This window comes from Paraburkholderia phymatum (genome assembly GCF_040965635.1).
Lineage (GTDB): Bacteria > Pseudomonadota > Gammaproteobacteria > Burkholderiales > Burkholderiaceae > Paraburkholderia > Paraburkholderia phymatum_B.
Window position 1 is genome coordinate 19,475 of sequence record NZ_JBFRCH010000049.1, and the last position, 23,737, is coordinate 43,211.

The 23,737-nt window shown below is 62.0% G+C and carries 23 protein-coding genes and 2 pseudogenes; 17 read left to right on the forward strand and 8 right to left on the reverse strand.

Annotated features, from left to right (window positions below; all coding sequences use genetic code 11):
• Positions 1-10 precede the first annotated feature (10 nt).
• From AB4Y32_RS37270 to AB4Y32_RS37295, 7 genes and pseudogenes are all read left to right on the forward strand, one after another.
• Positions 11-1,087 carry an HlyD family secretion protein gene (locus AB4Y32_RS37270; protein WP_368726074.1) on the forward strand — a complete coding sequence of 359 codons (1,077 nt, stop codon included), beginning with the start codon at positions 11-13 and terminating at the stop codon, positions 1,085-1,087.
• Positions 1,084-2,661 carry an efflux transporter outer membrane subunit gene (locus AB4Y32_RS37275; RefSeq protein ID WP_368726075.1) on the forward strand — a complete coding sequence of 526 codons (1,578 nt, stop codon included), beginning with the start codon at positions 1,084-1,086 and terminating at the stop codon, positions 2,659-2,661. The genes AB4Y32_RS37270 and AB4Y32_RS37275 overlap by 4 nt, the downstream gene beginning before the upstream one ends.
• A gap of 214 nt (positions 2,662-2,875) precedes the next feature.
• Positions 2,876-3,814 carry an aldo/keto reductase gene (locus tag AB4Y32_RS37280; protein ID WP_368726076.1) on the forward strand — a complete coding sequence of 313 codons (939 nt, stop codon included), beginning with the start codon at positions 2,876-2,878 and terminating at the stop codon, positions 3,812-3,814.
• Positions 3,815-3,837: 23 nt separating this feature from the next.
• A pseudogene (locus AB4Y32_RS40800) lies at positions 3,838-4,005 on the forward strand (nuclear transport factor 2 family protein); the annotation flags it as partial.
• 81 nt (positions 4,006-4,086) lie between these two features.
• Positions 4,087-4,659: a DUF427 domain-containing protein gene (locus tag AB4Y32_RS37285; protein ID WP_439899897.1), complete on the forward strand. Its 573-nt coding sequence runs from the start codon at positions 4,087-4,089 to the stop codon at positions 4,657-4,659.
• A 5-nt stretch (positions 4,660-4,664) separates the two neighbouring features.
• On the forward strand, positions 4,665-6,419 hold the full coding sequence (locus AB4Y32_RS37290) for an MOSC domain-containing protein (RefSeq protein ID WP_368726078.1): 1,755 nt from the start codon (positions 4,665-4,667) through the stop codon (positions 6,417-6,419).
• Positions 6,420-7,283: 864 nt separating this feature from the next.
• Complete coding sequence (locus AB4Y32_RS37295) at positions 7,284-7,976, forward strand: alpha/beta hydrolase family protein (RefSeq protein WP_368726079.1); 693 nt, start codon at positions 7,284-7,286, stop codon at positions 7,974-7,976.
• Positions 7,977-8,485: 509 nt separating this feature from the next.
• On the opposite strand, the gene AB4Y32_RS37300 is transcribed toward AB4Y32_RS37295, so the two are convergent.
• Positions 8,486-9,394: a LysR substrate-binding domain-containing protein gene (locus AB4Y32_RS37300; protein WP_368726080.1), complete on the reverse strand. Its 909-nt coding sequence runs from the start codon at positions 9,392-9,394 to the stop codon at positions 8,486-8,488.
• A 330-nt stretch (positions 9,395-9,724) separates the two neighbouring features.
• Here AB4Y32_RS37300 and AB4Y32_RS37305 point away from each other — a divergent pair, with 330 nt between their 5' ends.
• The 9 genes and pseudogenes from AB4Y32_RS37305 to AB4Y32_RS37345 all read left to right on the forward strand — a co-directional run bounded on the left by AB4Y32_RS37305 (position 9,725) and on the right by AB4Y32_RS37345 (position 15,097).
• Complete coding sequence (locus AB4Y32_RS37305; protein ID WP_368726081.1) at positions 9,725-10,084, forward strand: MFS transporter; 360 nt, start codon at positions 9,725-9,727, stop codon at positions 10,082-10,084.
• A gap of 50 nt (positions 10,085-10,134) precedes the next feature.
• On the forward strand, positions 10,135-10,662 hold the full coding sequence (locus AB4Y32_RS37310; RefSeq protein ID WP_368726082.1) for a heme-binding protein: 528 nt from the start codon (positions 10,135-10,137) through the stop codon (positions 10,660-10,662).
• A 188-nt stretch (positions 10,663-10,850) separates the two neighbouring features.
• Entirely contained in the window at positions 10,851-11,273 is a 423-nt protein-coding gene (locus AB4Y32_RS37315; RefSeq protein ID WP_368726093.1) for a VOC family protein, read from the forward strand.
• A gap of 54 nt (positions 11,274-11,327) precedes the next feature.
• A complete protein-coding gene (locus AB4Y32_RS37320) occupies positions 11,328-12,314 on the forward strand; it encodes a LysR substrate-binding domain-containing protein (RefSeq protein ID WP_368726083.1) in 987 nt (328 codons plus the stop codon).
• A 214-nt stretch (positions 12,315-12,528) separates the two neighbouring features.
• Positions 12,529-12,954: an organic hydroperoxide resistance protein gene (locus AB4Y32_RS37325; RefSeq protein WP_368726084.1), complete on the forward strand. Its 426-nt coding sequence runs from the start codon at positions 12,529-12,531 to the stop codon at positions 12,952-12,954.
• Between the two features lie 43 nt (positions 12,955-12,997).
• A complete protein-coding gene (locus tag AB4Y32_RS37330; protein ID WP_368726085.1) occupies positions 12,998-13,642 on the forward strand; it encodes an FMN-dependent NADH-azoreductase in 645 nt (214 codons plus the stop codon).
• A complete protein-coding gene (locus AB4Y32_RS37335; RefSeq protein WP_439899895.1) occupies positions 13,643-14,491 on the forward strand; it encodes an alpha/beta fold hydrolase in 849 nt (282 codons plus the stop codon).
• 76 nt (positions 14,492-14,567) lie between these two features.
• Positions 14,568-14,783: pseudogene (locus tag AB4Y32_RS37340) on the forward strand (hypothetical protein); the annotation flags it as partial.
• Positions 14,784-14,791: 8 nt separating this feature from the next.
• Complete coding sequence (locus tag AB4Y32_RS37345; RefSeq protein ID WP_368726086.1) at positions 14,792-15,097, forward strand: hypothetical protein; 306 nt, start codon at positions 14,792-14,794, stop codon at positions 15,095-15,097.
• Positions 15,098-15,601: 504 nt separating this feature from the next.
• On the opposite strand, the gene AB4Y32_RS37350 is transcribed toward AB4Y32_RS37345, so the two are convergent.
• On the reverse strand, positions 15,602-16,588 hold the full coding sequence (locus AB4Y32_RS37350) for an AraC family transcriptional regulator (RefSeq protein ID WP_368726087.1): 987 nt from the start codon (positions 16,586-16,588) through the stop codon (positions 15,602-15,604).
• A gap of 165 nt (positions 16,589-16,753) precedes the next feature.
• On the opposite strand from AB4Y32_RS37350, the gene AB4Y32_RS37355 reads away from it, so the two are divergent.
• Positions 16,754-18,130, forward strand: a complete 1,377-nt coding sequence (locus tag AB4Y32_RS37355) for an NAD-dependent succinate-semialdehyde dehydrogenase (RefSeq protein WP_368726088.1) — start codon at positions 16,754-16,756, stop codon at positions 18,128-18,130.
• Between the two features lie 49 nt (positions 18,131-18,179).
• On the opposite strand, the gene AB4Y32_RS37360 is transcribed toward AB4Y32_RS37355, so the two are convergent.
• The 6 genes from AB4Y32_RS37360 to AB4Y32_RS37385 form a co-directional block, all read right to left on the reverse strand.
• A complete protein-coding gene (locus AB4Y32_RS37360; protein WP_368726089.1) occupies positions 18,180-19,553 on the reverse strand; it encodes an MFS transporter in 1,374 nt (457 codons plus the stop codon).
• Positions 19,554-19,617: 64 nt separating this feature from the next.
• Entirely contained in the window at positions 19,618-20,439 is an 822-nt protein-coding gene (locus AB4Y32_RS37365; RefSeq protein WP_368726090.1) for an enoyl-CoA hydratase-related protein, read from the reverse strand.
• On the reverse strand, positions 20,420-20,689 hold the full coding sequence (locus AB4Y32_RS40805; RefSeq protein ID WP_439899896.1) for a hypothetical protein: 270 nt from the start codon (positions 20,687-20,689) through the stop codon (positions 20,420-20,422). The genes AB4Y32_RS37365 and AB4Y32_RS40805 overlap by 20 nt, the downstream gene beginning before the upstream one ends.
• Positions 20,686-20,922, reverse strand: a complete 237-nt coding sequence (locus tag AB4Y32_RS40810; protein ID WP_439899898.1) for an enoyl-CoA hydratase-related protein — start codon at positions 20,920-20,922, stop codon at positions 20,686-20,688. Before AB4Y32_RS40810 ends, AB4Y32_RS40805 begins: the two co-directional genes overlap by 4 nt.
• Before the next feature lie 108 nt (positions 20,923-21,030).
• Complete coding sequence (locus AB4Y32_RS37380) at positions 21,031-22,272, reverse strand: CaiB/BaiF CoA transferase family protein (protein WP_368726091.1); 1,242 nt, start codon at positions 22,270-22,272, stop codon at positions 21,031-21,033.
• 138 nt (positions 22,273-22,410) lie between these two features.
• Positions 22,411-23,295: a LysR substrate-binding domain-containing protein gene (locus AB4Y32_RS37385; RefSeq protein ID WP_368726092.1), complete on the reverse strand. Its 885-nt coding sequence runs from the start codon at positions 23,293-23,295 to the stop codon at positions 22,411-22,413.
• Between the last annotated feature and the right edge of the window lie 442 nt (positions 23,296-23,737).

Genomic DNA, 23,737 nt, shown 5'->3' on the forward strand with positions numbered 1-23,737 from the left:
GTTGATCGCCATGTTATCCGTCACCCGTCCCTCGCCCAGAATGGTTCGCATTGCCGCAGCTGTCGTCGTGCTCGGCGTCGCCGCATGGGGCAGCACGAAGCTCTTCGTCAGCCCCGGCACCGAGTCCACGAACGACGCCTACGTCGCCGCCGATTTCACGCTGGTTGCGCCGCGCATTGCTGGGCAGGTCGCGGAGGTCTTCGTCGACGACAACCAGCAGGTGAAAACCGGACAGCTGGTGATGCGGATCGACGATCGCGACTATCAGGCCGCATTGCTCAGCGCGCAGGCCGACGTAACGGCAGCGAAAGCCGCCGTTGCGAACTACGATGCCGAGATCGCGCGACAGCCGTCGCTCGTCGGCCAGGCACGTGCCACGCTGCGTTCCGATGAAGCGTCGATCGCCTTTGCGCGCGAAAACGCAGCGCGTTATCAGAATCTCTCGGAGTCGGGTGCCGGCACGACGCAGGAACAGCAGCACGCTGCCAGCGCGCTCGCCGAGCAGCTTGCGCAGCAGGCGCACGATCAGGCGGCCTTGTCTGCAACCGCACAGAACCTCGATGTGTTGCGCACGCAGCGCGACAAGGCGGCGGGCGCGCTGGCGCATGCCGAAGCCGTGCTCGAACAGGCAAAGCTCAATCTCTCATACACCGAGATTCACGCGCCCGTCGACGGAAAGATCGGCCGGCGGTCCGTGCGTGTCGGCGCATTCGTGACACCCGGCGCACCACTCCTCGCAATCGTGCCGCTTGCGGATGCTTATGTCGTCGCGAACTTCCAGGAGAACCAGATCACGCACTTGCGGCCCGGCGAGAGCGTGAGCATCAAAGTCGACAGTTTCCCCGGCGTCGTCATCAAAGGCCATATCGACAGTCTGGCCCCGGCCACCGGCGTGAGCTTCGCGCCGATCGCGCCGGACAACGCAACGGGCAACTTCACGAAGATCGTCCAGCGGGTGCCCGTCAAGATCAGGATCGATCCGAACCAGCGAGGCGCGTCCGAGCTCAGCGTGGGGTTGTCGGTAGAAGCAGAGGTGGCAATCGGCAAGCGCGCCGATATGGCGATAGCAGGAGTGGACGCAAAATGAATACGCGTGAATTTTTTATCCGTGCGTCGGCCTTGGCGCTGACGTTATTGCTCTCGCTCGCGCTGAGCGGCTGTCTGGTCGGGCCGAATTTCGAACCGCCGACCTCTGCCACGCCGGATGTATTCGACCGCACTCAGACTGCGCAGTCGCCGAGCAAACCCGTCGAATCCGGTTTCAATCCGGACTGGTGGACGCTTTTCAACGACCCGATGTTGAACGCGCTCGAAAAGCAGTTGACCGATGCCAACCTCGATGTCGCTGCGGCTTCTGCGCGCCTGCTGCAAAGCCGCGCCGGGCTGCGCGTTGCCGGTGCAGCGCGATATCCGACGCTGGATGGCGCGGCCTCGTATAACCGCGAACGCGGCAGCGAGAATGGCATTCTTTCGTTGCTCGGCGTGACACCGACAAGTTCGAATCCGCAATCTGCATCGGGCAGCGTGCCGCTGGGCGTATCGGCGATGCCTGGCTCGAAAGGCTCGCCCGCCTACAACCTCTATCAGTTCGGTTTCGACGCCTCATGGGAAATCGACATCTGGGGCCGTGTGCGGCGCGGTGTGGAAGCTGCTTCGGCATTGACCGATGCCTCTTATGAGGATCGCAATGCGGTATTGCTCTCCGCGCGCGCCGAGCTTGCGCGCGACTATATCCAGCTGCGCGATACACAAGCCTTGTTGCAGATCGCGAGACAGAATCTCGAACTGGCAAACAATACGACGAAACTCACACAAACGCGCAAGCGCGAAGGCGTCACAACCGATCTCGACGTGACGAATGCATCCGCACAGGCCGCGTCCATTGAAAGCCTCATTCCGACGCTCGAATCGCGCAAGGAAACGACCATCAACGCCATCGGGGTGTTGCTTGCCGAAGAACCGGGTGCGTTGAGCAAGACGCTCGATACGCCGCAGGATGTCCCCGCTCTGCCTGCGCAGGTGCCAATCGGGTTCCCGTCCGAGCTCGCACAGCGCCGGCCCGATATCCGCCGGGCCGAGGCGCAGCTCCATGCGGCCACGGCGGCCATCGGCATGGCCAAGGCCGACTTTTATCCGCGCATCACGTTGAATGGCAGTGCCGGATTCCAGAGCCTTCAGCTTTCGAGTCTCGCCAATTGGGCATCCGGTCAGTTCGTCGTGGGACCATCGATCACGCTGCCGATCTTCGAAGGCGGACGCCTGAAAGGCACGCTTCAATTGCGCGAGGCACAACAGCAGGAGGCCGCCATCGTCTACAAGAAGACGGTTCTCGATGCATGGCGCGAAGTGGACGATGCCCTCATTACCTACGACGCGGAACAACAGCGGCACAACAAGCTTCAGGAGGTCGTGAACCTGAATCTGCGTGCGCTTTCGGTTGCGCAGCAGCGGTATAAAGCTGGTGCGCTCGATTATCTGGACGTGCTGAATGTCCAGAAGCAGTTGCTCGATGCACAGAGCAACCTCGAACAGAGCGGTGCCGATGCTGATGCGAACCTCGTCACACTGTGCAAGGTGCTCGGGGGCGGCTGGGAATCGACGTATGGTAAGTCAGCAACGCCTCAAGACAACGAAAGTACACAGTCGACGGCGCAACGCTGATCCGCATCCGCGTTCCCGGACTGAGTGTCATCGCGTCGCCCAGGCAGCCTCTGTTGGCTCCTGGCCGCAAGCCACCCGTGTAGCTGGACATGTGACGTTTTATCGTTTTGCTGTGTTTTCAATGTGACGAACATTGCAAGGACGGGCACTTGCCATGACGCCGCGAGCAAACCGTCCTAGCATGTGAGGGCGCAGTGCGCGTGGAGGGTTCGCGATGATCGGGTCGAATGATTTCCGCAGCGGGACGGTGGCGCTGCGTGACGGCGGAGACATGCCCGTCATCGGTTTTGGTACGCTGATCGCCGATCCGGCGACGACGGTCAGTGCCACGCGCGACGCGATCGAAGCGGGTTACCGGCACTTCGATTGCGCCGAGCGCTATCGCAACGAGCGAGAGGTAGGTGCTGCGCTGAAGTCGGGACTATCGGCGCGTGGGATCGCGCGGGATGCGATTTTCGTGACGACTAAACTGTGGAATTCGAACCACCGGCCCGAGCGCGTTGGCCGCGCTCTCGACGGGAGTCTTGAAAGGCTGGGACTCGACTATCTGGACCTTTATCTGGTTCACACGCCCTTCGCGTTTCAGGCGGGCGACGAACAGGACCCGCGTGACGCAAACGGAAATGTGCTTTACGACGTAAGCGTGACATTGCTCGACACGTGGCACGCGATGGAAGAACTCGTCGACCGTGGACGATGCCGCGCGATCGGACTCTCCGACATCACGCTGAGCGAGCTTCAGCCGCTGTATGACTCCGCGAAAATCAAGCCTGCGGCGATTCAGGTCGAATCGCATCCATATCTGCCTGAAACGGAGTTGCTGGCATACTGCAACCAGCGGGGCATCGTCTTCACTGCATTCGCGCCGCTCGGGCATGGAATCAGGCCGGGGCCGCTCGAAGATCCCGTCATTGCGCGTATTGCCGCCCGTCTGGAAAGAACGCCGGCGCAAGTGCTGCTCGCGTGGGCCGTGCAGCGCGGCACGGCGGTTCTCACGACGCCAAAAACGGCGGCGCGAGCACGGGAGAATTTCGACATTTCCGCGCTTCCTTCCGATGCCTTCGATGAGATCAACGCAATAGAGACGCGACAGCGGTTCAATGAAGTCGTGAAGACGGGCAGTCCGGGTTTCATTCCGCCGTCAACCGCGTGAGGCGACTCGTGTACGACAGACAAATGCGTGAAGTGCTCGACGCGCACTGGCGTGCTTCGTCGGAAGGTAATCTGGATGCAGAGCATGATATCTACGCTGATGGCGTGGTCTGCGAGTATCCGCAGTCGGGCGAGCGAATCGTCGGGCGAAGCAACCTGCAGGCGATGCGCGGATACCATCCGGACAAGCCGGACGCGTCGCCTTCGCCTGGCGCGCGATGGATGCGTTCCACGAGGAAGACGGGCGCATCATCGGCCATGCCGCCGATCCGTATGATCGCATCGCCCGGTGCACACGAACGCATCGACCATACCACCCAGCATGCCGACCTCGGGACTACATCTTGGTTCGCCGTCCGCGCGGGCGATCAGACTGCGCCGCGCGGCGCGTGGCAGCACACTGGCCTGCCCGCCCACGCGAGCGAACTGCAAGGCGACATTCGCCGGACTTCACGTAAGCTCGTCGTCACGCATGGCGAGCGCGTCGTCGCCGATGCGACGCGCGCACACGTGCTTTGCGAATCGGGCTTCGCGCCGCGCTGGTACGTGCCGCGCGACGACATCGACGTGTCCGCGCTCACGCCTGTCGAGACTCAGACGTTCTGCCCGTACAAGGGCATTTGCAGCTACTACGACATCGGCGACGCGCGTCTGGCGGCATGGTCGTATGCGGAGGCGTATGCCGAGGTGGGGCGCATCTCGGATTTCTTTTCGTTCGAGCCGGACAAGATTTCGGTGCATCTCGGCGACAAGCAGCTTCATCTCGAGCCCGGGCAGACGGTGATTCCGCACGGTGTCGATCGCGAACTGACCATCGCCGAAGTGTCGCCGTCGCACAAGCGGTGACGGCCATGGCGCGACTACTATCGGTGAATGTCGGACTGCCGCGCGACATCGAATGGAAAGGCCGAATGGTGCATACCGGGATCTGGAAAGACCCCGTGCCGGGCCGATGCCGCGCCGGGCGGCTCAACCTCGACGGCGATGGTCAGGGCGATCTGGCGGGGCACGGCGGCGAGCAGCGGGCCGTATTCGTCTACCAGATCGAATCGTCGCGCTACTGGCAAGTGGAATTGAAGAGGAACGACCTTGCCTACGGACAGTTCGGCGAAAACTTCACAATCGAAGGACTGCCCGATTCTGACGTGTGCATCGGCGACCGCTATCGGATCGGCGACGCACTGTTCGAGGTGACGCAGCCCCGCGTCACCTGCTATCGCGTAGGCATCCGCATGAACGATCCCCGGATGCCCGCTCTGCTGACATCGAGCGGACGACCAGGCTTCTACTTCCGCGTCCTCCAGGAAGGCGAGGTTGGAGCGGGCGACGTGATCGTGAAGGTCGGCGAGTCCAAAGAGCGCATGACCGTCGCGCAGGTCAATGCACTCCTGTACTCGGCTCATGATCCGCGCGATCAACTGGAGCGAGCGTTGCGGATCGAAGCGCTGTCGCGAGGCTGGCGATGGTCATTCGAGGCGCTATTGAAGACCAGCGCGAAGGGGGGAAATGCCGGGCTCGCGCCCGCATCGGAATCGAATCCCGTTGCACCAGGTTTCCGGCCACTCACGGTGACGGCGATCGAGCCGGAATCCGCAGACGTCCTCTCGTTCAGCTTCAAAAGCGCGGATGGTGGGCCGCTGCAACCCGCTCTGCCGGGCCAGTATGTGGTGTTGCGTCTGCCGCGAACGGCGGGCGGACAGCCGCTTTTCCGCAGCTATTCGATTTCCGGCCGGCGTTCACCGGAAAGCTACCGGATCAGCGTGAAGATCGAGCCGAATGGCGTGGCCGGGAATTACCTCAAACAACACGTGCGGGTGGGCGACACGATTGACGTTAGCGCACCGCGCGGCAGCTTCGTTCTACAGCCGGGCGACGGACCCGTCGTGCTGCTCAGCGCGGGCATCGGCGCCACGCCGGTTCTTTCGATGCTGCACGCGCTGTCGGCGGCGCGCTCGACACGGCAGGTCTTGTGGCTGTACGCGGCGCACGACGGACAGCATCATCCGTTCGCCGCCGAAGCTCGTCGTCTGATGCCCACGCTCGCTCACGGACGAAGCTACGTCTGTTACAGCACACCCGAGACACGCGACCGCGAGGGCGTGGATTTCGACGCGACGGGCCACCTGTCGCAAGCGGTTCTGAACGAGGCCGGTGTGACGCGCGACGCGGACATCTACCTCTGCGGACCCGCCCGCTTCATGGATGACATGAAGGCGGCGCTCGCCGGCCTAGGCGTGTCGCCGGAACGGATTCACGCCGAGATCTTCAACGGCGGCGAGTCGCTGAACCCGGGCATTGTCGGGGCGGCCAGGCGTAGTCCGCATCTGCCGAAAGACGACGCGAACACGGGGCCGCTGGTGTCGTTCGCGCGCAGCGGCATCGCCGCGCACTGGAATCCGTCTGTCTACCAGATCATTCTTGAACTCGCGGAAGCCTGCGACGTTCCGGTCTGCTGGTCGTGCCGCACGGGTGTCTGCCACAACTGTGAAAGCGGTCTGGTGTTGGGCGCGGTGGCCTACGGGCCGGAGCCGCTCGACAAACCCGCCGAAGGCAATCTTCTCGTCTGCTGCTCGCAGCCGGTTCGCGACATCGTCGTCGATCTGTGAGCGGGACGCGATTTGATAGGCAAAACCGTCACGACCCGTTGCCCGACACGTCTGGCCGCAAGTGAAGCATCAGCGCCGCGCGGTAAATCCGAAGTGCGGGAATTGTCGATCTCAGCCTGCATCAGGCGTTCGAGCACATCGACGTCGCCCATCTGGCCGCCCTTGATCATGCTCTCGATGCTGTCGAGCGACTGCTCGCCGGCGTGCAGACGGTATACCGTGACGCCCGCCGTCAGCGGCGCACGATAGGACAGGCCCTACGCATCTTAGTGCCTGCACCGCATGGCTCGACGTACCGCCCAGAGACGGCAGGCAGCCGTGCGCGGCCAAGGCCCGACGGATGTTCGGACTTGCCATGCTGCCGCCAGTAGGTTCGTGCGGGTAGGCGGCTTCCCGTCCACTCCTCGAGGTGCCGAAATCGCTTGACCGTGTCCCAGCGCAAATGTCCGTTATCTGGTCGGAGCGGTCCTCTGAATGGCCGTGTAAGGACGAGGGCGAAAGGCTGCAGTTGGCCGAATCCAGAACTTTCTGCGCCGGACATTTCCAGAGAGCCAGATAAATGAACTGCCCTTCGAGAACTTCCTATGACGCTGATTGCAGTGTCGTAACAACTCGCTGACAATGATGCAGGCGTGCTATTACGCAGATGTCTCAAAGCGGATCACGCTGCGGCCCACAGGTCGGGCCTGCGATCGTCAACCGAAACATTGCGACTGCGGCGCCGTTCACGATGGGCGCGCGCTCCATGGATCGGCCGGCAAACTCCGCCTGCGCAATGCCTTGCCGGAGGCCGCCACAAACGCTCCCCGATGCCTCATTGATGCAGAATCGGCGCTAAGGCCACAACGACACGACCTGAATACGATGGACGACCCAGAATCGCTTTCCGTGGCACTGCCCGACGGCACTATGGTCTCTGCGCTCCTCCGAGTGCCGAAGGACGCGCGAGCCCTGTATGTCTTCGCGCACGGTGCCGGGGCGGGCATGCAGCACGCCGGCATGTCGTCATTAGCCGACGCGCTTGCGGCGACCAATGTCGCCACATTGCGCTACCAGTTTCCGTACGTCGAGCGGGGCTCCAAGCGGGTGGACTCGCCGGCCGTGGCACATGCTGCCGTGCGGGCAGCCGTCGCAGAGGCCCGCCGGCGGCTGCCAGCCCTGCCGCTCTTCGCGGGCGGCAGGTCGTTCGGCGGCCGCATGACGTCCCAGGCCCAAGCCATCTCCCCGCTCGACGGCGTGCGTGGCCTCGCTTTCGTCGCGTTCCCGCTGCACCCGGCGGGCGCGCCCGGCGTGGAGCGGGCACGGCACCTGGCGGACGTCACGGTGCCGATTCTCTTCCTGCAGGGCACGCGCGACAAGCTAGCCGAGCTTCACCTGCTGAGGTCGGTCGTCGAGACGCTGGGGCCACGCGCCACGCTGCATGTGGTGGACGACGCAGATCATTCGTTCCACGTGCGCGCATCCTCCGGCCGGACCGACGCGGAGGTCGTGCTCGAACTGGCACGAACGATGTCGGCGTGGTTCTTCGCCGAAGGAGAGTTCGTGCCCGTTACCTGAGCAAGCACAGGAATGCAGGAATGCTTGTAGCACAGTCGGGACGGCGAATCCGCCGTGCTGCACTCGCCAGCTCAAACCCTTCGCTATCCGCAGATGGTCTGTCGCATAGCCACGATAAGCGACGCCTGTCGCGTCAGCGACGTTTTCCCAGTGCCGAGTGAGTGAATTTGTCAGATCCGCCTGCGGTGATCCGCTGATTTGGCCGCCGTCGATCCGTGAATGACCGCTTCGGGATGCGGGCGTAACCAGACTGGCGGAGCGTCGAACGATGCGCATTGGCCGGTCACTGCCCGACCTGGTCGCCCGAAACCGACCTTCAGCTGCCCTTCCAAGCGTCGTGACCGCAGCGTCTGCTTCCAAGGTCTAACGGACATAGGTCCACGCTGGGTCGACCGCTGTTCTTCGGCCTTTGAGTGCGTCGACGCTGACCCGGCCACGATAGTTGGCAAATGATCGCTTCTTTCGCCCAAGTCCGATGCCCCGACCTGAGCCTCTGCGGGAGCTTGGCTTCAGCCCGAGCGCTGGACTTCGCTGTGCAGCCATCGCCGTAGCGCTTCGATGGACTCAATCCTTTCGTTGTCGGGTCTCCAGACGACGTAATACGCGTGTACGTCGACCACGCTGCGCTTCCACAGTCGCACGAGGCGACCAGAAGTGAGATCCGCTTGCACGAGCGAGCGCCGCGCGAGCGCTATGCCTTGTCCGGCCGCTGCCGCTTCGATCAGCGCGTTCATATCGGTGTACGCGTGACCATCGTCCGCCTCGGTCATGTCGAGCCCGGCAGCCTGAAACCACACCTCCCAAGGTTGCGATTTATAGCGCAACAGTGTGCACGTGGCGAGGTCAGCCACCCGTCTCGGCAGCTTGCCGTCTCGGTAGCGCGGGCTCGCAACTGGAAACAGTTCCTCGTCCATCAGCTTGTCCGACTGCAATCCCGACCAATGCCCTGGGCCGTAGCGCAGCGCGACGTCCACGCGGTCTTGATCGTCGAACCGCGTCAGCATTGCGCTTGGCCGAACGTCGAGCTGGATGTCCGGGTGCTGCTTGCGGAAACGCTCGAGCCTCGGCAGCAGCCAGCGGGCCGCGAACGCCGGCAATACGCTGACGACCAGTGGCACCGGGCGTTTGCCTGGCGCCGGCGCCCGCGGCGCAGGCGTTACGAACGTGCGCTCGAGGATCCGTAATGCATGGCGTGCCTGTAGCGCGAGCGCCTGCGCATGCGGTGTCGGAATCGCGCCGTGGCGTTCGCGCACGAACAGTACGGTGTTGAGCTGCGCTTCAAGCGCGCGAATATGCTGGCTCACCGCGCCCTGCGTCAGCGCAAGCTCCTCGGCTGCACGCGTGAAGCCGCCGCAGCGGACGGCGGCTTCAAGCACGCGAAGCGTCTGGATTGGAGGAATGTGTGCGCTGATCTTCATCTAGGCATTAATACCACTAATGGCTGGGCCCGACAATTCATCATTTGTCGGTGCGCTCACCGATGCCTAGACTGGCCGCCATGAACCAACGACTCTAATGCTCGCAAGCCGCCCGCTCGCTGGCCGCAGGTGCGCCCCGACAGGAACCTGTTGCCTGCCTCTCGACAACGCAGATGCGTTACGGAGTTGGTCGCGCTCGGCGTGCGGATGAGCCATTAGACAAAGAAGTGAGCTGCCAAATTGAATTCGTCGAATACGTCACCCACACCCGTTGAGTCGATGTTCTTCAGGTATTGGGTCCCTGTGCTTGCTTGTGGCACCGCGTTTTTCATGATCGTTCTCGATACCTCGATTGTGAACCTGGCGCTAGCTCGGATCGGGGCGGAGTTCAGTTCGGCGCTTTCTTCACTACAGTGGCTGGTTGACGGTTACGCAGTTGTTCTCGCCAGCCTGCTGTTGGGGGCCGGTGCGCTTGGAGACCGCGTCGGCGTCAAGGGCACATTCACGACCGGGCTCGTGTTGTTCTCGGTGGCGTCTGCAGCATGCGGCTGTGCGCCCAATATGCCCGCGCTGCAGATGGCGCGCATCGCTCAAGGTGTGGGTGCGGCCTTGCAATTGCCGAATTCGCTAGCAGCGCTGAATCACACGTTTCTCGACCCGTCGATTCGGGCCGCTATGGATACCGCTTGAAATGACTGGCGTCGGGCGCTTTTTTTATAACCTTTGAGAGGTGAATTACGATGAAAATAAAGTCGGTAGCAGCGGTCGGCGTGATGGTTTTGGCTTCGTTGGTCGGCGGCACGTCCGCAGTCGCGCAAGTGTCGACGAGTGGATATGTATTGCCAATGAATCTTGCGTTGGAAGGAGCTCTCGAGGCAGTGCAGATGTGCGCAGCAAAGGGTTATGACGTGACGGCAACGGTTGTTGACGTGTCAGGAACGCCGCAAGTCGTACTGCGAGGCGATCACTCAACCATTCACACGAAGGACTCCGCTTATCGCAAGGCATACACTATCGTGACGATGGGGCCAATCTTCCATATGGATTCAACAAGCGGAATCCTTAGTTTTCTGTCCAAGTATCCGCCGCTAGCTGCACAGGCTTTAGCGTCGACGCCAAACGCTGCGGTACTTCCGGGTGGTATAGCGATCAAGGTCCGAGATGAGATCGTGGCGGGCATCGGAGTAGGCGGATCTCCGGGCGGTGACAAGGATGAGGCTTGCGCGAAAGCGGGGGCGGAGAAGATCCAGGGGAATCTCACGCGTTGACGTATCGTATCCGTTATAGCAATGCTTCTGACCAGTTCGACGGCGGGGTGCGACAGAACGGACGCGACTTACGTCCACGAGTTGCCCCTTAGCGTTGATTTCACCTGGCACTGCAATGAGGGATGGCTGCGAGCTCCAGGCTGGCAGACAATGCAATTGCGGCACCGGAACTAAAGGAGCGCTTGAGAATGACTGATGCACCGCTGACACTCGGCATCGATCATGTTGGGCTGACGGTTCGTGATTTGAACGCCACGCGTGACTTCTTCGTGCGTTGCCTCGGCTGGAAACAGGTTGGCGAGCGTCCCAGTTATCCGGCGGCATTTGTGTCCGACGGCTACGTCACACTGACGCTCTGGGAAGTGACGACCCGGACACATCGCGTTGAATTCGATCGCAAGACGAATGTCGGCCTGCATCATCTGGCGCTGCGCGTCGGGAGCGAAGCCGCGCTCGATGAATTGTTCACGCGGGTATCCCGATGGCCGGGGATCGTGGTCGAGTTTGCGCCTGAGAACCTGGGCCAAGGCCCCAAGCGTCATACGATGGTGTATGAGCCGGGCGGCATCAGGCTCGAGTTCGATTTTGATCCGCGAATGCGTGCTTCGTGACACTGCCTCCTAATCTACAATTGACCGCCAGTTCAGCAAGCTTCTTCAACGGGAATGCGAGCCCCCAACCATCTGAATGCGCTCAGGGCAATGGAAGCCGTGGCCCGGCATCTGAGCTACGCTTCCGCGGCGCATGAACTGCATGTCACCCCTGCGGCGGTCGGCCAGTTGATACGCGGACTGGAAGACACGCTCGGCGTCGCGCTGTTTCATCGCTCGCCTTCTGGTTCGTCGAGGCTTGCGCTCACGGACGCTGCCCGTTCGGTAATGCCTGATTTGCAAGCTGGCTTCGATCTGTTGTCGAGCGCGGTCGAACGTCTGAAGGCGAGCAAGGCACGCATTGCATTCACCGTGACTGTGCCGCCTGCTTTCGCGGACAAGTGGTTTCTGCGCCGCGTGGAGCGCTTCCAGAGCCGATACCCCTGCTACGACCTGCGCATCGACATGAGCGGATGGTTGCTCGATTTCACCGCCGAGAGAATCGACGCGGGTGTCCGGTACGGGGCTGGTCACTGGCCCGGTCTCGTCGCGACGATTCTGCTGCGCGACGACTATTTCCCGGTTTGCAGCCCGTTACTGCTGCGTGGCGAGCATCCTCTCAAAGAACCTTACGATCTGCAGTTTCATCAGCTGATTCACGACGTCTCGATGTGCGACTTCCCGGTGTATCCGACCTGGCGATCGTGGCTGCAAATGATGGGATGTCGCGACGTCGTGGACAGCGACCGCGGACTGCAAATCAGCGACTCCGCCGCGGCCATTCAGACGGCCATTTCCGGCAACGGGGTCGCGCTTGCGCGCACTTCCCTCGTCGAGCAGGACATTCAGGCAGGCCTGCTCGTCCGGCCGTTCGAGAAAGCGCAAAGCTGCGAGCTTGCCTACTACATCGTCCACAAACGAGAAAACGAAAACGCACCGGCAGTGGTTGCGTTCAAGGAATGGCTAATCTCGGAGGTCGGGACGCCACATAGTTCAAGCGTGGCAACTCTACAGCCATCCGTCTCGTCGATGGCTCGCGCACCTGGTCGCCAAACGCCCTGATCGTACCTTCCTCATTTGATTGGCTTTCGCTACGCCCCTCGGGTGATCGCCAACTGTGCGCGGCAAGCTAGATAGTTTTTCTTTTTCGGCCGCACAGAACTTCTCATTTGCCGGAGCACGCCTCCTGCGCCGATAGTGCAGACATCGAGGGCACACTGCAAGCGTCGATTTGTTTCCTGCTTTATGCGCCCGTCATGAAGCCTCGGAGTCTCCCATGTCAATCGAAACCGTTCTGTACCGCGCCCGCGCATATGCCACAGGCGGCCGTGACGGCCGCGCCACAATACCGGAAGCCAAGCTGGATCTGAAGCTGACAAAACCGAACGAACTCGGCGGAAAAGGAGGTGACGGCACCAACCCCGAACAGCTCTTCGCCGCCGGTTACAGCGCGTGCTTCATCGGCGCAATGCAATTCGTTGCGGCGCGCGACAAGATCGCCATGCCCGCGGCTGCCTCGGTAGTCGGCAGCGTCGGCATCGGCCGCATTCCGAACGGCTTTGGCATCGAGGTGAAGCTGATGATATCGCTGCCCGGTGTGATGCGCGAGGAAGCCCAAGCGCTGATCGAAAAGGCTCACGTGGTGTGTCCGTATTCGAACGCGACGCGAAACAACATCGACGTGACGCTTACGTTGGTTTAAGCCACGGCCCAGATCTTACCTTACACCCCTTTGGAGTCATCTCATGCCGATCTTGCTGCATATTGAAGCGTCGCCACGTAAGCGGCGGTCTGCCTCGCTTGACGTTGCGCGCGCGTATCTGGAGGCCTATCGCGACGCCCATCCGGATCATCGGATCGACGTGCTTGATCTATGGGCAATCGGATTGCCGGAATTCGACGGCGACGCGCTCGACGCCAAATATGCAGACCTGAGCGGTACGCGGCTCAGCGCTACCCAGCAGCAAGCTTGGGCGGGCATCCGGAAACTCGCGCAGCGGTTGCACGACGCCGATACGCTGCTCTTCTCCGTGCCGCTATGGAATTTCTCCATCCCGTACAAGCTCAAGCATTTCATCGACGTCGTCTCGCAGCGGAACATCCTCTTTTCCTTCGACGAACGAGGGCTGAAGGGATTGCTGAAAGGCAAGAGAGCGGCGGTCATTTATGCGAGAGGCCTCGACTACTCAATAGACTCAAGCACGCCGGCTCATTCGTTCGATTTTCAGCGGCCGTTTATGGAGGTGTGGCTGCGATCCGTCGGCGTGATCGACGTCGAATCGATCGTCGTCGAGAAAACCCTTCTTGGTCCCGAAGTCGATGAGGTGGCCAGACAGGCTGCGCGCAAGCAGGCAGCGGCGTTGGCGGGGGGCATCCGTTTCGATCGGTAAATGAATTACCGCCAGTTACAAACGCGTAGCATCACTCTTGATTCCTTCCCTGCTTTCTTACGACGCGCCATTTTGAACACGCCGCAAAAATTGTTGCTGCCGCTGGTCATCGCCGGTGCTCTGTTATCCGCTGCCACTGCGCAGGCCGCGCCCGATCCTGATCTTGCCGGCAAGAATATCGTTCTGGTACACGGCGCCTGGGCGAACGGATCGAGCTGGGACAAGGTTATTCCCCTGCTCGAGGCAAAAGGCCTTCACGTGACGTCCGTGCAAAATCCATTGACGTCCCTTGGCGATGACGTATCGGCTGCGACCCGCGCGATCGACCGGCAAAACGGTCCAGTGGTGCTGGTGGGCCATTCGTGGGCGGGGTCCGTCATCACGCAGGCTGGTAACAACGACAAGGTCAAAGCGCTCGTGTACGTCGCGGCATTTGCGCCGGACAACGGGCAATCGGCTAACGACATTCAAAATGGGTTGCCAGCGCCTTCGTGGGCGGCGGAAGTGCATAAGGACGCTGCGGGATTCCTGACGCTGTCCGATAAGGCGATGGCTGAAGATTTCGCGCCCGATGTTTCGCCTGCGCAAGTGCGTTTGCTCGCTGCGACGCAAGGGCCGTGGTATTCAGGCTGTGTGGCCGAAAAGATCGGTCACGCGGCGTGGCACGACAAGCCGTCGTGGTATGTCGTCCCGACGAAAGACGTCATAGTTCCTCCCGACTTTCAGATGAGATTGGCGAAACAGATCGGCGCGACGACCGTCAAGGTTGAGGCGAGTCACGTACCGATGCTGTCGAAACCGGAAAAAGTCGCCGCGGCAATCATCTCGGCAGCGCGTCAGGCAAAGTAGCAAGCTTTCGCGTGCGGTCGGTGAGTCTTTGTGCCAGATCGACTCGTCTTCAACACGCACAACATACGGAGTATTCATGCCAATTCTTAAGAGACTGCGTGTCTTGCTTGCGACGCTTACGTTTGTCGGCGCCGCCTTCGCGCAGGAGCCTCACGTCGAACGCATTCGCGGCGATATTGTGTTGCTTCGGGGCGATATTCTGACGGTACATCGTCGCAGCGGCGACACCGTCTCGATCGAAGTCAAACCGGACGTCACCCTGTCAGCTCTCAAGCCAATGAGGCTCTCGGATGGGTAAGCGTGCTGGCAAGACGTTTGCCGGGTATCGTGACAGTGGGGCAACAAGGGCTCGTCTGTTTTGTCGGCGGCTCGGCCATCTCGATCATCATCGACACCACCCTACGCCTCGCGCAAGTGCCAGGAAATATGGAAAACGGAATTGTGAACGGGCTGTTGCGGTTCTCGGGGGATGCTGCGACCATTGTCGCGCTTCTGCTCATCGCACGAATCTCAAGCGAGATGAAGACTTCGCATTCGTTTGCGGCCGGGAGTGTGCCCGAGATGGTTATCGCGCGTGCGAAGGAAGGGAAGGCGCTGCGGCACTAGTCGGTGGCACTATGTATTGGCGTGTCGAGCCAACCGCTAGATCCGATTCCATTCTGGGACGGACGCGGTGTGCGGGCCGACGGGCGTAGTCATTGTCCGGTCGCACATCGTTGAGAACGTGGTCCGCGCGGAAGCGGACTTTCGGAACACGGGCGAGGAGAATTAGGCGGACGACCGCAAGGCCAAGAAGCAGCATTCGAGCATTTGAATCGAATGACCGTTTGTTGGGTGGAGCCGACGTCTGAACGTCTGGGTTGCGGCACAGCTGAATGTCTCCTTGTGGCCGAACGCGGCCGACCTGCAAGGCATCCACGAGAATCTTCTACGGCAGCAATGCTGACTCCCGCGGCCGACAGTGGCCACGGCCACCCGTCCGCCGCTGTTCAGGACGCCGTGAACCCAAACGGCCCTAGCCGGATCCTATTGCCAAAGAACCGCGACATCGCTCAAGCCTCTATCGTCGAATCCCAAAAGGCCGATAGTGGAAAACATGCAATTGCCAAATCAATGGGACGAAACGTACAGCGACGATCGCGGCCCCGCCTCCGGCACCGCGAAATGCCGCTTCATTCTCCTCAATTCTTCCGAAGGCGTGCCACCAAAGAGCCGCTTGAATTCGCGGCTGAACTGCGACGCGCTCTCATAACCCACCTGTGCGCTTGCCGCAGCGGCGGTCATGCCGTGTCGCGCCATCAACAGCCTCGCCTGATGCAGTCGCGTCGACTTGATGTACTGCAGCGGAGATGTGTTCGTGGCCGCCTTGAAGTGCAGATGAAATGACGGCACACTCATCGTCGCTTCCCTTGCGAGCGCTTCGATCGTTAGCGACTCCGCATAGCTCGAATGAATCTTGCGCAGTACTCTCGATATGCGCCCGAAGTTTCCATCCACGTTGAGCGCAGCGCGCATCGAAGCGCCCTGCTCCCCGATGAACACGCGAAAGTAGATCTCCCGCACGAGCGCTGGCCCCAATAGCGCAGCTTCGAGCGGATCGCGCATCGCGTCGAGGAGCCGCAGCATGGTTTCGCCGAGCGCGACATCGAGCCTCGTCGTGGCCATGCCGCCCGGTTCGCCCGGCACCACGCCCTTGCGCTCGTCGATCTGCAGGAGCACATCGGCGGCAAGCGTCGGATCGAGGCGCACGTACACCGCGAGCAACGGTTCGTTGGCGGTGGCGTCGGTTTCCATCGAGAACGGCAGCGGCAAGGCGACGGTCAGATAGTGCTGCGCATCGTAGACATACAACTTGCTGCCGAAATAGCCGCGCTTGCGGCCTTGCGCAATCACGACGATACCCGGCTCGTACAGCACCGGCGTGCGCGTCAGCGGGCGGTTCGATCGCAACAGTCGAATGTCCGGCATCGGCGTCGCGTTATAGCCTTCGTTCGGCGCGAGTTCCAGCAGCCGGCTCACCATCGAAGCGTGCACCCGGGCCAGTGCTGCGGCTTCGGTTTCCATCGTCGGCAACTTGGGAGAGTGGTGCGTTTTCATACTTCGGGTTCGATAAAAGTGCATTCATAGAATCGGGCAAGCTTCGCAGACGATCACACGTTCTCGTCCCGTTGCAACGTACCTAACATTCGATCATGCATCGGGATGCGTGAATCACGATGCGTCGATGCGCTGAGAAAGCTCACTTACTTCGGAGAATAAAACATGATCGATGTAATCAATCCCGCCGACGGGACGGTCGTCGGGCAAGTCAAACATCATTCGGAAGCGCAGGTGCGCGCGGCCATCGGTCGCACATGCGCGGCCTTTCCGGCCTGGTCGCGCTCGTTGGCGTGCGAACGAAGCGCACTGCTGCGCAAATGGTTCGACCTCGTCAGCGCCGACAAGACCGCATTCGCCGAACTCATGTGCCGCGAAAACGGCAAGTGCATGTCGGAAGCCTTCGGCGAAATCGACTATGGGTTAGGCTTCGTCGAATGGTATGCGGAGGAAGCGAAGCGTGTGTACGGCGACACCATCCCCACGCACGCGAAAGACGCCGCGGTCGTCGTGACGAAGGAACCGGTCGGACCGGTCGCGTCGATCACGCCGTGGAATTTCCCGTTCATGATGATCACGCGCAAGGTGGCGACCGCGCTTGCGGCGGGCTGCACGATCCTGCTGAAGCCTTCCGAGGAAACGCCGCTGACCGCGTACAAGCTGCTCGAATACGCGCGCCGCGCCGGCATTCCGGGAGGTGTGTTCGAGATGGTCACGGGCGACCCCGTGCAGATCGGCAAGCTCATCACCGACGATCCGCGCATCCGCAAGATCTCGTTCACCGGTTCGACCGCAGTGGGCAAGTTGCTCGCCGCCCAGTGCGCCGGCACGCTGAAGAAGATGACGATGGAACTGGGCGGCAACGCGCCGTTCATCGTCTTCGACGACGCCGATCTCGACGAAGCCGCAAAGGCGCTCGTATCCGCGAAGCTTCGCAACAGCGGACAGGTCTGCATCTCGCCGAACCGCGTGTATGTTCAGGCGAGCGTGCACGACGCGTTCGTTCAGCGCGTGAAGACGCTCGTCGAAGCGATTCCGGTCGATCAAGGGCTGCAGGACCGGTTCGTCGTTGGTCCGCTGATCAGTCGCGCAGCCATCGACAAGGTCGCCCAGCTCGTTGACGATTCCCGCAAGCGCGGCGCCAAAGTCGTGCTCGGCGGACATCCGCACGCGAAAGGCGGACTCTTCTATGCGCCCACGATTCTCGTCGATGTCGCGGACGATATGCCGATCGCCTCGACCGAAATATTCGGCCCCGTCTTCCCGATCTATCGCTTCTCCACCGAAGCCGAAATCATCGCGCGCAGCAACGACACCGAATATGGTCTCGTCGCCTATGCCTTCACGCGCGAACTGGGCCGCTCGTTCCGGCTGTCGCGGAACCTCGAGGCGGGCATGGTGATTCTGAATTCCGGCTCGGTCGGCACGGCTTCGGTGCCGTTCGGCGGCGTGAAGCAATCGGGTTACGGGCGCGAAGGCAGCCATCATGGAATCGAGGAATATGTGCACGTGAAATACACGCTGATGGGTGGTCTCGTCTGAACGACGCGAGGCGCGGCATCACGATGCTGCGCCTCGTGCCATCGCGGACTCAGCGCACCGGCAACTGGCCCGCGTCCGCTGGGCTTGCGCACTGTATTTCGTGATTACGCTGACGGATCAGCCGATCCTGCCGCAGTCCCCAGAAGTACGTGACGGCGACACAGGGCAACAGCGACACGATCGAGTACCCGACGCCTGCAAGCGAGTTGCCTGTCAGATTGACGAGCGAAAGACTGATCAACGGAAGAAACCCGCCGAACAGCACATTGCCGAGCTGTTGCGACAATCCGAAGCCCGTGGTCCTGCTTCGCGGCGGAAAACATTCGGCGATGAACGCGGGCAGCGGCGCCATGATCATCGCGGTCAACACAGCCAGCAACGCGACGAGCAGCGTCACCGTGGCCCAGCCGCCTGCGAGCGCGTTCGTCCTGATGCCCGCGAAAGCCGGATACGCTGCAAGAATCCAGAGCACGATGCCGATCAACATCACACGAGCACGGCCGATCGCATCGGACAGACGTCCGAACATCGGATAAAGCGGCACGGCCACGACGATAGCGACGCCGAGGCACAGATTCGCCCGCGACGAATCGACCTTCAACACGTTCTGCAGGAAGTACAGCATGTAGACGATCGACATATAGAGCGACACCGACGTTCCGCCTTGCGCGCCGAACATCGCGACAAGAATCGCTTTCCACGACGTCGCGCTCGACAACGTGTCCTGCAGAGGCGATTTCGACAGACGGCCCGCCTGCTTCATCTCCGCGAACACGGGCGTTTCCTTCATGCCGAGCCGGATCCATGTCGCCACCGCGACGATCGGCGCCGAGATCAGGAACGGAACGCGCCAGCCCCACGATTCGAATGCCGATGCATCGAGCGCGAACTTCAGAGCGGACACGATCGCCAGCGCCAGCAGCAGGCCGAGGCTCGCGGTGCTTTGCAGCACGCTCGTCGCCATGCCTTTGCGGCCTGCGGGCGCATGCTCCATCACGTAGACGACCGCGGAGCCGTATTCGCCGCCGAGCGCGATGCCTTGCACCACGCGCAGCGTGATCAGTCCGATCGGCGCGAGCAAGCCGGCCATCGCGTAGGTCGGCAGACAGCCGATGCCTACCGTCGCGATACCCATGATCCCGAGCGTGATGACGAACGTCTTCTTGCGTCCGATCCGGTCGGACATCGGGCTGAAGATGATCGTGCCCAGCGGCCGCGCGACATACGCGATGCCAAACGTGGCGACGCCCGCCATCGCGGCGACGGCTCGGTCCGTCGATGGAAGGAACAAGTGCGTCAAGGTCGATGTCAGCGCGACGTAGACGAAGAAATCGTAATACTCGAGCATCGTGCCCAGGCTCGATGTGGCGATAATCCGTAGCATGCCGGGCTTTGAATATCGGGCTCCGGAAGTCGTGGACATGGTCGTCTCCTGTGATTCGGTTTGTGAGGCCCCGCGCGATCGGCGCAGTGGCCGTATCGGCACATCACATGTGCGTGCGCTTCTTCGTCGCCTGCTGCTCCATAAACCGGCCGACAGCCTCCTTGTGCTCGTGACCGCACAACAGAATGGCCTGCAGGCCTGCCGCCAGCTCGAGCGTCGTCGAGAGCGAAGCATCGGCCGCTTTGCGCACGAGCCGCTTCGCCATGCGCTGCGCAGTCGGCGGGTTTTGCGCGATGTGTGTCGCCAGCGACCGGGCCTCGATGTCGAGCGCGTCCTCCGGCACCACCTTCGACACGATGCCTAGGCCCAGCGCCGTTTCCGCATCGATGAACTCGCTCGTCAACGTCAATTCGAGCGCCTTCGCGTAGCCCACGATACGCGTCAGGAACCACGATCCGCCGATTCCCGACACCAGCCCGAGCCGCAAGAAGCTCTCTGCGAACACGGCTTTCGTGCTCGCCATGCGGATATCGCACATCAACGCAAGATCGCAGCCCGCTCCGACCGCCGCGCCATTGACCGCGCACACCGAGGGCACGTCGAGACCGCTCATTGCGCGCGTGATTCTGTGCAGGCTGCGAATCAGGCGGTCGTGTACATCTTCGACGCCGCCGCTCATGAGATCGCTGCCGCTTTGCATGTCTTTCACATTGCCGCCCGTGCAGAAGTGGCGCGACGACGAACGCAGCAGCACGCAGTGCACGTCGCGCCGGTCGTTGACCTGCTCGAGCGCGTCCGACAGCGCCTCCGTCATCGCGACGTTCAGCGCGTTGCCGTCGCTCGGGCTATTGAGCGTGAGCATGAGCACGCCGTCATCGACAGACGATTCGACCAGCGAACCGGCATCATTGGGATAAGTTGACAAGAAAAAGTCTCCTGATCGTTTTGCCGGCTACTACCGGTTCGGGAATGCGGCCTGACGGCGTTCCAGAAACGCGGCCATGCCTTCTTTGTGATCGTCCGTTCCGGGCGCGGGCTGCACGCAGCGTCTGCCGCGAGCGGTCGGCAAATCGACTGCGATGCTCGCGTGTTTGACGGGCGAGTCCGATGCCGAGCTTGATCTCCGGCTGGCCGAAGAGCGCGTCGTCCGCGGCGATGACGATGTCGCACATCATCGCCAGTTCGCAGCCGCCGCCGAGCGCATAGCCACCCCCGCCGCAATGAGCGGTTTGCGGGCCGTGCGGATGCGGTCCCAGCTGCGGCCGATGTAGTCATCCGAGAATGCGTTCGCGTAGTCGAGTTTCGACATCGCGACGATGTCGGCGCCGGCGGCGAAAGCCTTTTCGGATCCTGTCAGAACGGTCGCGTGGACCTGCGGATCGGCTTCGCTGCGCAGCAGGACATCGATCGATCAACTGGTCCATCAACGCGTCGGTCAGCGGATTGAGCGGATTGTCCGACGCGAGACGCACGAGCGCGACCCGTCCGCGTCGCTCGCTCACGATCATCCCGGCGCTCATGCGCACACCTTGCGGCCTTCATCGCAGAGTTCGCGCGCCGCGCGGCCCACGCGGATCACGCCCGCGTTCAGCAGTCCCGCGATTTCGCTTTCGGCGAAGCTGTATCGCTGCAGCATCTGCAACGTGTGCTGGCCCGTCAGCGGCGCGGGCAGATCCGGCGCGGCAGGACGATCGGATGGACCAAGCGCGAAGCCGTGCGTGCGCATCGGGCCCGCGACTGGATGATCGATCATCTGCGCCAGCCCGCATTCGGCGTATTCCGCTGTTTCGATGACATCGCCGTAGGTTGCGACCGGCGCGCAAAGAATGTCGCGCGCCGCGAGCCGTTCCATCCACTCCGCAGTCGTGCGTTCGACGAAACGCGCGGCGAGCATGTGATGCAGCGTCGCGCGATGGCGCACGCGATCGTCGTTGGTAGCGAATCGCGGATCCGCTTCGAGCGCAGGCGTTGCGAGCACATCACACAACGCGTGCCATCGTTCCGGATGGTAGGCGACGACCATTATCCAGCCGTCCTGCGTCGGGAACGCTTCGTTCGGGCACGCATAGGGCGCGGCGCTGCCGGTCTTATCCGGCTCGCGCCCGGACGCGAAGAACGCGGCGAAGCCGATCTGCTGCAGCATCAGCGTCGCGTTGTAGAGACTCACGTCGAGATGCTGCCCGCCGCCGCCCGCGCGGACCTGATGCAGCGCGCCGAGAATCGCGATGGACGCAAGATAGCCGCCCATCATGTCCGCGACGGGGATCGGGACTTTCAGCGGCTCGGCGCTCGTCGTGCCGAGCGTGCTCATCAGACCGCTGACGGCCTGGATCACGCCGTCGACGCCAGGCCGCTTGCGATTCGCGCCCGTCTGACCGAACGCGGAGATCGAGCAGTAGACGAGCCGGGGATTCAATCGCCGCAAGGTCTCGAAGTCGAGTCCCATCGACGCCATCACGCCCGGCCGGAAGTTTTCGACGAGCACGTCCGCATCCCGCAGCATCCGGCGAACGGCCCCGCGCCCTGCGTCGGTTTTCAGATCGATCGCGACGCTGTACTTGTTGCGGTTGACGCTGATGAAGGCGGGGCTTTCACCGCTTATCCACGGCGGCCCGATGCGCCGACCGATCTCGCCATCGGGCGGTTCGATCTTGACGACGTGCGCGCCGAGATCGGCGAGCGTCATCGAGCAGACCGGTCCGGCAAGGACGTGGGAGAAATCGATCACGCGCACGCCGTTGAGGCTGTCTCTTGGCATTTTTGATTGTCCTGTATCGTGAGTCGCCATCGCAGCGAATCATGCCGACGAGAATACGTACCCGTCGGCCCTGCGGACAATCGACAATTTAGAAACGAGCCGCTGACTTTTTGTTAAAGGGTCGTCGGCTCGCGGGCGCTATTCGTTGAGCAACGTGAGCAGCCAACGGCGGAAAGTCTTCAGTGCGTCGGATTGCGGACGCCCGGTCGGCCACGCGAAGTAGTAGGTGTGATGCCCGCGATCGAGCTCGAACGAAAACGGTGCGACGAGCAGACCGCTTTCCAGTTCACCGCGCACCAGCGCCTTCTGCGCAATCGCGACGCCGTGCCCTTCTATCGCTGCCTGGTACGCGAGCAGCGACGTTTCGTAGCGCATTTCGCGGCGCCGTGCGTTCAACGGAAAGCCCGCTGCCTTCAACCACAACGTCCAGTCTTCCGGGCGCGCGAGCGTGTGCAAAAGCGTTTCGCCCTGCAACTGCGAGCGTGCCCTGACCTGTCGTGAAGGCGCAGCGACAGGCACAAGTTCGTTCGCGATCAGACGTTGCACGCGCAGGCCGGGCCACTTGCCGTCGCCTAGCTGGATGCCGGCGTCGATGTCCTCGCGCGCGAAATTCAGCGGAGCCGGGGATGTCGTCAGTTGCACGTCGATGTTTTCGTGCATTCGATGAAAGCTCGCGAGACGCGGAATCAGCCAGCGCACCGCGAAGGTCGCGGGCGAGCGGATCTTGAGGACGCGCGCGCGCCGCTCGGACGAACGCAGGCTGTCGGTGGCGTCGCGCAGCGATGCGAATAGCGGCATGAGTTCCGCCAGATACCGCGCGCCCGCCGACGTCAGCTCCAACCGCCCTTTCACCCGTTCGAACAGATCGACGCCCAGGTAAGCTTCGAGCGAGCGCACCTGCCGGCTGACAGCGGCGGGGGTCACGGTCAACTCGTCAGCGGCCTTGGAAATGCTCAGCAGGCGTCCGGTCGCCTCGAACGCCCGGGTGGGATTCAACGGGGGAAGCACTGCGCGACGTTCCATAGCCTGTCCGTGTAGAAGCAAATTGCGATTGTGGCTCGAAATGCCGAAGGATGGTTCGACATGTGGCCACTCGCCAAATAGTGAACCACGGAAGAGCAAGGGCAGAGCAAGAGGTTATTTTGGCTGCGTAACGTCTCGCCCAATAGAAGGTCGGGCTCAAAGTCTTGAGCGGCCTTTCGGCGGCCGATCGGCAGACGGCCGCAAGATCAACGTGCTCGGCTAGACTATCGGACCGGTTTGGAATTGAATGAGCCGTTCGAATGGCAGCTTGCTGCTGTGGATGAGTGGCCGCTTGTTGGCCGATAGTTCGCATTCAGGGAGGTGTCAGGAATTTCGTGTGCTGAGGTCGGGTTAAAAGATCTCAGCTCATGGCGCTCGTGAATCGCTCGCCGAACAGAATGGCGAACTGATTGACTGCTTGCCGCCAGGTGATAGGCGGCAT